This window comes from Burkholderia sp. E168m23, assembly GCF_016586125.1.
Classification (GTDB): Bacteria; Pseudomonadota; Gammaproteobacteria; order Burkholderiales; family Burkholderiaceae; genus Burkholderia; species Burkholderia orbicola.
Genome location: NZ_BCPP01000116.1, coordinates 1 through 11,254 on the forward strand (window position 1 = coordinate 1; position 11,254 = coordinate 11,254).

Genomic DNA, 11,254 nt, shown 5'->3' on the forward strand with positions numbered 1-11,254 from the left:
CGGGCGCGGGCCGCAACCGGGCGATGCGGCGCCCGGTGCATTCGTGTTCCGCCCGAACCTGCACGAACCCGGCACGCGCACGGTAATGGGCCGCACCTACGATCAACCGGGCGAAGCGCAGGCGCGCGCGATCCTGCACGACCTCGCGCGATCGGAGGCGACGGGCCGGCACGTCGCGTTTCAGCTCGCCCGTCATTTCGTCGCCGACAACCCGCCGCCCGCGCTGACCGACCGGCTCGCGCGCGCGTTCGACACGAGCGGTGGCGATCTGCCGACCGTCTATCGCGCGCTCGTCGATGCGCCGGACGCGTGGTCGCCGGTCGACCGCAAGTTCAAGACACCGTGGGAGTGGGCCGTATCGTCGCTGCGCGGGCTCGGCTGGCGCGACACCGGTGATCTCAAGGCCGCGCCGCTGCTCGCGCAGCTCGGCCAGCCGGTGTGGCGGCCGGGCTCGCCGGCCGGCTACGACGACGTCGCCGCGAGCTGGGCGGCGCCGGACGCGCTCGTACGCCGCGTCGAGATTGCGCAGCGCCTGGCCGCGCGCACGGGCGACCGGCTCGACCCGCGCACGCTCGGCAACACGCTGCTCGCCGGTTCGCTGAGCGCGCCGACCGCGACCGCGCTCGCGCGCGCCGAAAGCGCGACGACGTCGCTCGCGCTGCTGCTTGTCTCGCCCGATTTCCAACGGAGATGACCATGGCACTGTCCCGCCGACAATTCCTCAGCGTCGCCGCCGCCGGCGCGGGCGCGATCCTCGTCGCGCCACGCATCGTATTCGCGAACGTCGAGACCGACCGGCGCTTCGTGTTCGTGATCCAGCGCGGCGCGGCCGACGGCCTGAACATCGTCGTCCCGTATGCGGAGCCCGCGTATGCGTCGCTGCGCGGCCCGCTCGCGATCGACACGGCGGCGGCAACGCGGCTCGACGGCACGTTCGCGCTGCATCCGTCGCTCGCGCAGACCGCGCAGTTGTATCGCGACGGTCAGGCGCTGTTCGTCCATGCGATCGCGTCGCCGTATCGCGACCGCTCGCATTTCGACGGCCAGAACGTGCTCGAAACGGGCGGCCGTGCGCCGTACCAGGTGAAGGACGGCTGGCTGAACCGGCTCGCCGCGCTGCTGCCGGCGACGCGCGACAACGCGATCGCATTCGCGCCGACCGTGCCGCTCGCGCTGCGCGGCACGGTGCAGGCCGCGTCGTATGCGCCGTCCGGCTCGCCCGCCGCGCCGGACGATCTGCTCACGCGCGTGTCGGCGCTCTACGAAGCCGACGCGCAGCTCGGCCCGTTGTGGCAATCCGCGATGGAAGCACGCGGTCTCGCCGGCGATGCGCATGCACGGCAGGACCCGGCCGGCGTCGGCAAGCTCGCCGCGACGTTTCTCGCGCGTGACGACGGTCCGCGGATCGCGATGATCGAGACGGGCGGCTGGGATACCCATAGCGCGCAGAACGCGCGGCTCGCGAATCAGTTGAAGGCGCTCGACACGATGCTCGCCGCATTGCGCGACGGCCTCGGGCCCGCGTGGCAGCAGACCACGGTGCTGGTCGCGACCGAGTTCGGCCGCACGGCCGCGGTGAACGGCACGGGCGGCACCGATCACGGGCAGGCATCGGTCGCGATGCTGGCGGGCGGCGCGGTCGCGGGCGGGCGCGTGATCGCCGACTGGCCGGGGCTGCGCCCCGGCGATCTGTACGAAGGGCGCGACTTGAAGCCGACCGCATCGCTCGACGCGCTGATCGCTGGCGCGGCCGCCGACAGCCTGCGGCTCGACCCGCGCCGCACCGCGTCCGCATTGTTCGCGGAAAGCGGCCCGGCGCGGCCGATGAGCGGCCTGATTCATGGGGTCGCGTGATGCGGCGCAAGCCCGCGCTCGGCCCGCTCAACTCATTACACAACAGGGAGAATCGACAATGAAGATCCGATCCGTTTCGCTCGCCGTATTGGTGAGCGCGAGTGCCGTGCTGATGTCCGCCTGCGTGGTCGAGCCCGTGCGGCCGCCGCAGCCGGCGCCCGTCGTCGAGGTGGCGCCGCCACCGCCCGCGCCCGGCTATCGCTGGGCGAAGGGGCATTACCGGTGGGCCGGCAATCACTGGGCGTGGGTGCCGGGGCACTGGGTTGGCGTGTACTGACACGGCAAGCGTACCGACGTGCTGCTATGCGGCTAAATCAACCTGCCGGTGGCAAGCGACCGTGCTAAATGCCGCAGCAACGGCGGCCTCTACCTCGCACGCTGAGCGGCGCAACGCAGCCTAGTCCCACCCGATCCGGTGCTTCTCCTCCGTCTCGCGATGGCGCCAGTCGTCGTCCGCATGAAGATACTGACTCGTCGTCGTGAGCGATACATGGCCGAGGTTGTCGCGCACGAGCCGCAGGTCGACGCGGCCGTCGGCCATGTGCGAGCCCGCGCTGTGGCGCAGCCAGTGCGCGGACGCCTGTTCGAGCACGCGCGCCGCCTGCTCGCCGGTTTCGCCGTTCGCGCGCAGCCGGCCGGCCGCGTGCCGGAACACCTGCTTCACGATGCGGTGCAGCGCCGCGCGCGTGAGCGGCTTGCGCGCCTGACCGAACGGCAGCACGAGCGGGGTCGGCTCGCCGTCGAGCGGTAGCGCGGGCAGGCCGTGCGTGCGCCGGTAGCGCGTCAGCTCGGCCATCATCTCGTCGGTGGCCGGCACGAGCCGCTGCCGGCCGCCTTTGCCCGTCACGTCGAGCCACCAGCGCTCGTGCCCGTTCGCATCGCGCCGGCAGAAGAATTGCCCCATCGTCGTATCGGCCGCCTCGGTGATGCGCAGCCCGCCGAGATACAGCAGCGTGAAGAGCCAGCGCGCGCGATCAGCATGGAAGCACGCGCGCGCATCGTCGCGCGGCATCGCGGCGATCGCGTCCTTCACCGATTGCCACAGCGGCTGCCCGAGATGGCGCGTGACGCGCGGGGCGGGCCGGCGCTGCCGCTGTCGCGACAACGCGAGCGGGTTGCCGGCCAGATAGCCGGCCTGCACGAGCCACGAGAACATCACGTTCAGGATCACCAGCGCCTGCCGCTGGCTGGCTGCCGACAGCGGCCCGTAGAACGGCCGCCAGCGCGGATCGTCGCGCGGATGCTTGCGGCCGCCGTTCGCGCACCACAGCTCGGCCGGCGCGGGCGCGAGCAGGAATTGCCGGTAGACGACGAGATCCTCGTGCGTGAGCGACGACAGCGGCTTGCCGCACGCGATCACGGCCCACAGCAGCAGGCGCTCGGCTTCCTTGCGGTAGTTCTGGAACGTGGTCGGCGTATCGACGAAGCGCGCGAGCCACGCGCGCACCGCGTCGAGGTCGTTGGTCGCGGCGATCTGCGGATGCGCGCTGCCCGAGCGATTGGTGCCCGTGCGTCCGTCGAGCACGGCCGGCACGACGAGCGTATCGATCGGCAGCGGGCGCAGCGCGGTGTCGGACGAGGCGGATGAGGTCATGCGAGGGAAACGCGCTGCGCGAACCGCGCGGGCGTGGCCGGGGAACGAAGGCAGTGCGTCGAAGCGTATCGGGAAGCGCAGATGGTACACGATCGCCGCACGGTGATGCCGCCGTCGATGGCGATCGACTGGCCGGTGACGAAGCGCGCGGCGGAACTGGAACACGCTAACGTATCGGCTCGCGCGCGACATCACTTGAGTGAGAGTGGTCGAACGCATCCTGTAAGGTGTTTGTGAACTTTCTCGCGGGGCAGTTCGTCTAATCGGCCCTCCAACGCTCCCAGAGGAACATCAGATGATTCGTCACTCCAGAACGCTGCTCGGCGCGGCCGTCATTGCCGGCAGCATGCTCGTCGCCGGATGCCAGACTGATGCGGCGGCCACCGCGCCGAATGCCACGCGTCCGGCCGACGGCAAGCCCGTGACCAAAACCGTCTACGTCGCGCCGCAGTCCGCGCGCTGCACGGGCGTCGCGCCGATGGAGTGCCTGCAGGTGCGCAGCAGCCCGGGCGAGCCGTGGAGCCTGTGGTACGCGGGCATCGAAGGGTTTGCGTACCAGCCTGGCTACCTGTACACGCTCGAAGTCGACGAGTACCGCGTCGCGCAGCCGCCGGCCGACGGTTCGTCGATCCGCTGGGTGCTCAAGCGCGTCGTCGAGCGCCGGCAGGTGAACTGACGGGCGCGATCACGCGGAAGGTCGCGCCGTCGCCTTGACCGGCGGCGCGGCCGTATCGATCCGCCGGAACACGACGGACGACAGCAGCGTCACCACGCCCATGCACGCGAACGACAGCATGAACCCGTGCGCCATCGAGCCCCGATAGGCGGCGAACAGGTTGACGAGCCCGCCGCCGATCGAGACGCCCAGCCCCATCGCCAGCATCTGCATCATCGTGAACAGGCTGTTGCCGCTGCCGGCGTCGGCATGCGACAGCCCCTTGAGCGTCACGCCGTTCATCGCCGCGAACTGCATCGAATTCGCCGCGCCGAACACGATCAGCAGCACACCTTCCAGCACCGGCGCGGGCCGCGCCGACACCAGCGCGAACCCCGCGATCGCGCAGCCGACGATTCCCGTATTCACGACCAGAAACGCCGCATAGCCGAAGCGCTTCACGAGCGGCGCGATCCACCGTTTCGCGATGACGCCCGCGATCGCGGCCGGCAGCATCATCAACCCCGATCGCAGCGGCGTATAGCCGAGCTGCACCTGCATCAGCAGCGGCAGCATGAACGGCACCGAACTCGTGCCGATCCGGCACAGCAGGTTGCCGAGCAGCCCCGAGCCGAAGTTCGGCTCGCGGAACAACCCGAGCCGGAACAGCGGCTGCGTGCGTCGCCGCGCATGGGGCAGGTACGCGAGCGCGCTCGCGAGGCCGAGCCCGGCGAGCGCGGCCGACCACGCGGCGCGGTGCGTGGACATCGGCGGGTCGATCGCGAGCGACAGCGCGATCATCGCGGCCGACAGCAACGCACAGCCGACGAAGTCGAATGGCGGCGGTTGCGTCGCCTGGTCGTGCGGCAGGTAGCGCTGCACGGCGATGAAGCCGACCACGCCGACCGGCACGTTGACGATGAACACCCAGTGCCACGAAATCGCCTGGGTGAGCCAGCCGCCGAGCGTCGGCCCGACGATCGGGCCGAGCTGGCCGGCGATCGACACGAACGCGATCGCCGCGACGTACTGTTCGCCCGGCACGCGGCGCAGCACGGCGAGCCGCCCGATCGGCAGCAGCATCGAGCCGCCGATGCCCTGCACGGCGCGCGCGACGACGAGCTGGCCGAGCGTATGCGACGCCGCGCAGCCGATCGACGCGAGCACGAACACGAGGATCGCGACCGAGAACACGCGGCGCGTGCCGAACCGGTCGGCGAGCCAGCCGGAGGCCGGCGTGAGCATCGCCATCGTCAGCGTGTAGACGACCACGACGGGCTGCATCGCAAGCGGCGACGCATGCAGGCTTTGGGCGATGGAGGGCAGCGCGGTGTTGACGATCGTCGTATCGAGCGACTGCATGAAGAACGCAGCGGCGACGATCCAGAGCAGCACGGAATGTGTGGGTTCCCGGGACATGGCGAAATGGGTGGTGCGAAAAGCCCGGCGCGTGCCGGACTTCGAGCGCTCGATGGTACCGATTCCGGTGGTCATCGGGAAGTCGCGCGACGGCATTGACTGTCACAAAGTGGCGATGACAATTATCCGTGACCCGCCGCAATTCGTCCTTATCGTGCGGCCGGCCTGCGCGACGCCGATTCGTCCAACAGACGGCGCGAGGGCGATCAAGGGTGTTCAAGGAGACGATCGAACAGGCAGCCGTGTTTCTGGCGTCGGATAGGGCTGGTTACATCACGAGGCAGCAACTGAACGTGTCTTGATGGTGCCGGCAGTAGTAAGCACGAAAAAGCCCACTCAGGCGAGCGGGCTTCGGATTCACTTAGGGTGCGTCAGTTGTCTTGAGCAGTGACATCACCAGTTTGTGCAATCTTTGCCAGTATGCGTTTCTGGTATGCATACCACGATGTCAGACATTCCTTGTCGCGACAATTTTTTTCTCGGAAATTCCACTGTTTGCGCGTTCGCTCAACAAACGCAGTTTTGTCGATGACGGCATCTTTGGCTTGTTGGTAAGTCGTTGCGAGATCCCGGTCCGCAGCGGCAAGATCTGCATCGTGACAGATCAAAAATTCGGGAATGGACTTCGCTTTGGTGCAGTCGAAGCTCGTTTGTTGCAGCGGGGATGTCGTCGCATCGCTTGCGGGCTGGTTGGCGGGCGATTGAGCCACGGGCAAAGTCGATGGGGTCAACGCGGACGTACGTTGACCATAGGGAGTCAGTTGTCCGGACATCGCGTCTTCGATCATCGCGCCGATAAGCGAATTAGGTACAACGCGCAGTGTTTCAGTTTTCAGAATCGAGTCGCCTGCCATGGTTTGCGATTTGGCGAAATTGCACGGAGCTTGGCACGTGATGCGGTTCGAAATATTTGGGTTGTCCTCGTCGACCAGCAGCAGAATATAACTACCGTCCCTCACGCCGACATAGCGCATCATGACAAGCGCCTTTGTCGCTTTTCCCGCTCTCACGTCGTCTTCACTGAGCGCGGGCTCGTAACCATACGTGCCGTCCTGACTCATCGCGTAATGGTGTGAAGGGGGTGGAGGCGCAGGCGCGACGACTACTGGCGGTGACGGTTGTTGTGCCGGGGTGCTGTCGCTAGACGCGCTGGGACTCGCCGCGGACGATTGAATGTTGTCCGACTGTTTCGAATTACAACCTGCTACCACGGTTGCAGCCAACAAAAGAAGTGCAAATCGATTCACAATTTCCCCCGCTATTCGATTGGTCTAATTAATTGCCGCTGGCATCCCCGAATTACTAGAGACTCGCTGCCTCGCCAGCGGTTTTCTAGCGGTCAGGCTGTTTGCCAAATCGGCTTGCTCTTGGTCGACGGATTGTACCAAGACACCCCGGCTCACGTGTCGCCACGGGGAGTTCGTAAATCCGTGCATCGTGATTCGGTTTGCTTTACGGTGGAGCACGCAATGAGACACGGAAATTGCACTCGTCAATAAGGTTAAAAGTGCCGCTGTCCGGTCATCTAGTAATCGATGTGCCCGTCGGTCCATTGCCGTCGTTTCGAATCATGTATTGATCCATCGACGGACAAGATGCTTGCGCACGCATCGGTATTCACCCTGTCTCGTTACGCGGGATAGCGCATCGGCGTCGCGTGCGACCGGTACGAGGTCGCACTTTTGCAACGCTTTTTCAACGTATCCATCGGCGCACGCTTGATCGCAACGGCGACCGCCCTGCGCTGACGGCCGTCCAGCCTCTTTCCACCTGCATTCTGCGATCGACGCCAGATGCCGACGATCGCGTGTTTCGGCGTCGCGTGCCGAATACGGATACGTTCCTGAAACATTTCCCGTCGATTGCGATTCCCGCCACGACCCGTCCCGACGGATGGCGCTTTTTCCGCCTCGGTCAGCGCCGCATGGCACGCGCTTTGCGGTTCACCCGATGCCGCCGGCGCAGACGAATTTCGCCAGAACGATCCGCGCCTCCGCGGCATGTAACGACATCGAAACAAACGGGGAATCGGATCGGGTCGCGCGCGCCGTGTGCCACGGTGCATGCGCAGCGCATGTCGTATCGGTCATGCGCACCGCGCAACGCGTCCCCGGTCCGTCGAACAGCAAGCGTGCTTGCAAGGTGTCGTGCCGGGGTTCGCATCGCGCATCGCGACGAAGGTCGCATGTACGTGGCGTCGCGCCCGGCACATGTCGGGGGAGGCGCCCGTGAAAACGATAGTGAATCAATGGGCAGCGGTCGCGGTGGTGTTCGCCGCGAGCGCGCACGCGCAGGAAATCTACCTGCAGGGCGGCACGCAGGGCGTCGGCATCGGAGCGGCCGTGAGCTTCAATTCGATGCTGGGCGCGCACGCGGATTTCAACGCGATCAATCTGACGCATGATTTCACGGTGGCCGGCAACCGCTATCAGGACGACCTGAAGCTGCGCCAGGGCGGCATCTATGCCGACATCTTCCCGTGGCGAGGCAGCGGCTTCCGCGCGACGCTGGGGCTGCGCTTCAACGACGACGAACTTCACGGCGTGTCGGTGCCGACCAACGGAACCTACGTGTTCGGCGGCAAGCGCTATCCGGCGCTGCCGGGTATGTATGCGGTCGCGGAAGCGCGCTATCCGACCGTGATGCCGTATGTCGGAATCGGCTACGGACATCGACCGGCGTCGAAAGGGCTCGGGTTCGTCGCCGATATCGGCGTCGCGTACGGGATGCCGAAATGTTCGTACACGCTGTCGCCGGAACTCGCCGCGGCGGCCGGACCGGCGAAGAGCCAGGTACTGGTCGCAAGCGGGCTCGATTCGCTGCGGCAAATGATGTCGCGCTATCGGTGGTATCCGGTCCTGCAGATCGGCATCTCGTATCGCTTCTGAGCCTTGAACCGAAGGTGGGTCACAGCGTGACGGTTTGGCGCTCGCGAGCGGGCTCGGCCGCTCGGCGTGCCGGGCGTGCGTCGTTGCGTCTTGCGATGAACGGATGCTCGACGTAGCGGTAAGTCAGCAGCGCGCACAAGACGGCAACCAGCGCGCACGCCAGCGCGAGCGCCCAGATGCCTGAATCGCCGACGGAATTGATCGGGAAAACGAACTTGTCGACTGCGTGGACGATCATGTACACGATCACCATGTGGATCATGTAGATGCTGAAGCTGGCGGTGCCGAGCAACGCGAGCGGCCGGGTTCTCAGTACACCGTAGAACGTATTCCCGCATGCAATGCAGAGAAACACCGGAAGCAGCGGCAGCGCGCCTTCGATCGAATAGCGTTCGGTCGGGGACGGAGACAGCGCGAGAATCAGCAGCGCGACGGTCGCCGCCGGTTTCGTGGCGAGCCGCGCGCAGATCGCGGGGTGCCGCGACACCTCGTAGGCCACGGCGCCGAACGCGAACAGCAGTGCCATGCCGCCGGGCGGCCCGAACAACGCGGCACAGGCCGAGACGATCGCGAGCGCGAGCAGCTTGCGCCACGCACGTGTGGCGACGAACCACGCGAGAAAGGGGACGGCGACGTAGAACCGCCATTCGTACGCGAGGGTCCACCAGACGCCGCTCAGATAGGGCGTCCGCTCCGCTCCGTTGATCGGGAACGCGCCGAACCAGCCGAGCGAAACGGCCTTGAGCAGGTCGGCCAGCAACTGCGTTGGTGCGCCGACGGCGTTGCCGGGAAACCAGTAAAGCGTGCAGGCGACGATGACGGCCGCGTAGAACAGATAGAGCGGCGCGAGGCGTCGCACGCGCCCGACGAAGAAGGTCCGCACGTCGAGCGTGCCTCTGCATGCGCGTTCCCAGAACAGCAGCCCGGTGACCATGAAGAACATCGCGACCGGAATCGTCCCGAGATTGCGCAGGAAATCGGTGCCGGCCCCCCAGACGCCGGTCGACAGCAACGCCTGGTTGCACGCGAAGTGATGGAAGACCACGGAGGTGGCGAGGATGCCGCGGAAACCGTCGAGATTGCGATAGCGCATCGACAGCGACTTGTCGACGGCCGACCGATAGAACGGCACGTGTCGGGCGACGAGCCACGCGATGATCGCCACGGCCGCAAGGCATGCCGGGAAGTAGAGTTTGTCGGGTGTCGGGGAGAACAGGGTTTGCAGAGCTGGCGTAACAAAGTCCACTGAAGAGCGTCTCGTGTCTTGGATCGGGATTTCAGGCACGGATGGTCCGCGTCGATGCAAGGTCTTCTGCGCGCTTCGCACGGCGTTCGATCGCCGGTCTTGTGATTCGATGGTATCAAACGATCGCGACGGCCGCGGCCCGGTGTGCAACACGATGTTTCAGCGTGAATCGGTGCGATGTCCGTGCTCGCAGCCCATGTCGCCAACGGCGCCTGCGCCGCAAATCCCGTTCCTCGCCGGCCGGACATGCGTCGTGATCGATGCGCTCGACTGGCCATCCGGCCGGCTTCCCCATCGTCCCGCGCCGGCTTACCTTGAGCGACAGCAGTTCGATGCGTCGGGCCAGCGGCGGGACGGGGATGGATTCATGCCGTCCGCTGCGGCTGGCTCACGCCGACTCCAGGGTCCGTCCGGTCACGAAGATGATAGCAATGCTTGCAATTTGCCTTCGTGATGCTATCATTGATAGCAAATCTGGATGGAGGTACTCATGGCAAATCTTCTGGTGCGTAACGTGGATGACACTATCGTTCAAAGCCTGCGTGAGCAGGCGGCGGCCAATGGCAGGAGCGCCGAGGCCGAACATCGAGCCATTCTGGCCGAAGCGCTCGGCCGGCCGAAGCGGCGGACATTTGCTCAAGTGCTGCTGAGCATGCCGGAGGTGGGCGAGGACGCGGATTTCCAACGTGTTCAGGATTCAGGCGAGGTCAGGCGTGTTTTTGATTGATACGAACGTCATCAGCGAAATCAGGAAGGGCAGGCGAACCAATCGCGGCGTGCGGGCGTTCTTCAGGCAGGCCGAAGCCGACGCGAGCCCGCTTTACCTGTCCGTCGTGACGGTGGCCGAGTTGCGGCGCGGCGTCGACCTGATCCGTCATCGCGGCGATCATAGCCAGGCGTCGGCGCTCGAGGCCTGGATCGCGATGATCCTGTCGGGCTATGCGCCGAACATCCTGCCGGTCGATATCGAGACCAGCCAGATGTGGGGGCATTTGCGGGTGCCCGATCCGACGCACGAACTCGACAAGCTGATCGCGGCCACCGCGCTGATCAACGATCTGACGGTCGTCACGCGCAACGTCGACGATTTCGCTCGCACTGGCGTCCGGTTGCTGAATCCGTTCGACTAGCGGCGCGGCAGCGGCTGGCCATCGCGCGAGGTCAGGGGAGGCAGGTTGGCGAGCGACGTATGGCTCCCGTAGGCAACTCGGCGCGACCGCCACAATTCATGCTCGGTACCGAATGCATCAGAGCCGCAGTAAAAACGCGCAAGCCGGCGGAAAATCAGGGGCATATCGAGACAGGCTCCATTGGCCGGCAACACTTGCCGCAGAAGGCGCAGGAGCATTTGCGCTTGTGCGCCGCATCAAAATAACTTGACGAAACGGCCGCTACCGCGTAGTGTCCGAGACCGAAGTCGTCAAGAAGTTCGATTGCTCATCATTGGCCGCACACCGTGCGGCAGTCGTTGGTCTCTCCCTCTTTGATTCTTTCTGTGCCCGTCGCGGGCGCATGTTCAATTATTTGTATTAAGGAAGTATTTGTGGATACCGGTACCGTCAAGTGGTTCAACGAAACCAAGGGCTTTGGTTTCATTT

At 65.8% G+C, this 11,254-nt stretch carries 13 protein-coding genes; 8 read left to right on the forward strand and 5 right to left on the reverse strand.

Features of this window, described 5'->3' with window-relative positions; translation table 11 throughout:
* The 3 genes from JMF90_RS08895 to JMF90_RS08905 form a co-directional block, all read left to right on the forward strand.
* Positions 1-694: DUF1800 family protein (locus JMF90_RS08895; protein WP_201325053.1), on the forward strand; the 694-nt coding region annotated here is incomplete at its 5' end.
* Positions 695-696: 2 nt separating this feature from the next.
* On the forward strand, positions 697-1,854 hold the full coding sequence (locus tag JMF90_RS08900; RefSeq protein ID WP_011547629.1) for a DUF1501 domain-containing protein: 1,158 nt from the start codon (positions 697-699) through the stop codon (positions 1,852-1,854).
* 58 nt (positions 1,855-1,912) lie between these two features.
* The gene (locus tag JMF90_RS08905) at positions 1,913-2,131 is read left to right on the forward strand and encodes a YXWGXW repeat-containing protein (RefSeq protein ID WP_011547630.1); all 219 of its coding nucleotides are present in this window, start codon (positions 1,913-1,915) and stop codon (positions 2,129-2,131) included.
* 120 nt (positions 2,132-2,251) lie between these two features.
* On the opposite strand, the gene JMF90_RS08910 is transcribed toward JMF90_RS08905, so the two are convergent.
* Positions 2,252-3,448, reverse strand: coding sequence for a tyrosine-type recombinase/integrase (locus JMF90_RS08910; protein ID WP_011547631.1), 1,197 nt, complete (start codon positions 3,446-3,448; stop codon positions 2,252-2,254).
* Positions 3,449-3,743: 295 nt separating this feature from the next.
* Here JMF90_RS08910 and JMF90_RS08915 point away from each other — a divergent pair, with 295 nt between their 5' ends.
* Entirely contained in the window at positions 3,744-4,124 is a 381-nt protein-coding gene (locus tag JMF90_RS08915; RefSeq protein ID WP_011547632.1) for a DUF4377 domain-containing protein, read from the forward strand.
* Between the two features lie 9 nt (positions 4,125-4,133).
* Here the strand turns inward: JMF90_RS08915 and JMF90_RS08920 are convergent, their stop codons facing one another.
* Complete coding sequence (locus JMF90_RS08920; RefSeq protein ID WP_006478963.1) at positions 4,134-5,522, reverse strand: DHA2 family efflux MFS transporter permease subunit; 1,389 nt, start codon at positions 5,520-5,522, stop codon at positions 4,134-4,136.
* Here JMF90_RS08920 and JMF90_RS08925 point away from each other — a divergent pair.
* Positions 5,464-5,784 carry a hypothetical protein gene (locus JMF90_RS08925; RefSeq protein WP_166488159.1) on the forward strand — a complete coding sequence of 107 codons (321 nt, stop codon included), beginning with the start codon at positions 5,464-5,466 and terminating at the stop codon, positions 5,782-5,784. The two genes, JMF90_RS08920 and JMF90_RS08925, sit on opposite strands and share 59 nt — an antisense overlap.
* Positions 5,785-5,893: 109 nt before the next feature.
* Here JMF90_RS08925 and JMF90_RS08930 read toward each other — a convergent pair whose 3' ends face one another.
* Positions 5,894-6,583 carry a hypothetical protein gene (locus JMF90_RS08930; RefSeq protein ID WP_171984323.1) on the reverse strand — a complete coding sequence of 230 codons (690 nt, stop codon included), beginning with the start codon at positions 6,581-6,583 and terminating at the stop codon, positions 5,894-5,896.
* Between the two features lie 569 nt (positions 6,584-7,152).
* A complete protein-coding gene (locus JMF90_RS08935; RefSeq protein WP_027811879.1) occupies positions 7,153-7,374 on the reverse strand; it encodes a hypothetical protein in 222 nt (73 codons plus the stop codon).
* Between the two features lie 358 nt (positions 7,375-7,732).
* On the opposite strand from JMF90_RS08935, the gene JMF90_RS08940 reads away from it, so the two are divergent.
* The gene (locus JMF90_RS08940) at positions 7,733-8,410 is read left to right on the forward strand and encodes a hypothetical protein (RefSeq protein ID WP_012339913.1); all 678 of its coding nucleotides are present in this window, start codon (positions 7,733-7,735) and stop codon (positions 8,408-8,410) included.
* Positions 8,411-8,429: 19 nt separating this feature from the next.
* Here JMF90_RS08940 and JMF90_RS08945 read toward each other — a convergent pair whose 3' ends face one another.
* A complete protein-coding gene (locus JMF90_RS08945) occupies positions 8,430-9,656 on the reverse strand; it encodes an acyltransferase (RefSeq protein ID WP_012339914.1) in 1,227 nt (408 codons plus the stop codon).
* 490 nt (positions 9,657-10,146) lie between these two features.
* Between JMF90_RS08945 and JMF90_RS08950 the strand changes: the two genes are divergently transcribed.
* Both JMF90_RS08950 and JMF90_RS08955 read left to right on the forward strand, forming a co-directional pair.
* Positions 10,147-10,383 (forward strand): DNA-binding protein, encoded by a 237-nt coding sequence (locus JMF90_RS08950; protein ID WP_011547638.1) that lies wholly within the window; start codon positions 10,147-10,149, stop codon positions 10,381-10,383.
* Positions 10,370-10,786: a type II toxin-antitoxin system VapC family toxin gene (locus JMF90_RS08955; RefSeq protein WP_027807311.1), complete on the forward strand. Its 417-nt coding sequence runs from the start codon at positions 10,370-10,372 to the stop codon at positions 10,784-10,786. Before JMF90_RS08950 ends, JMF90_RS08955 begins: the two co-directional genes overlap by 14 nt.
* Positions 10,787-11,254 lie beyond the last annotated feature (468 nt).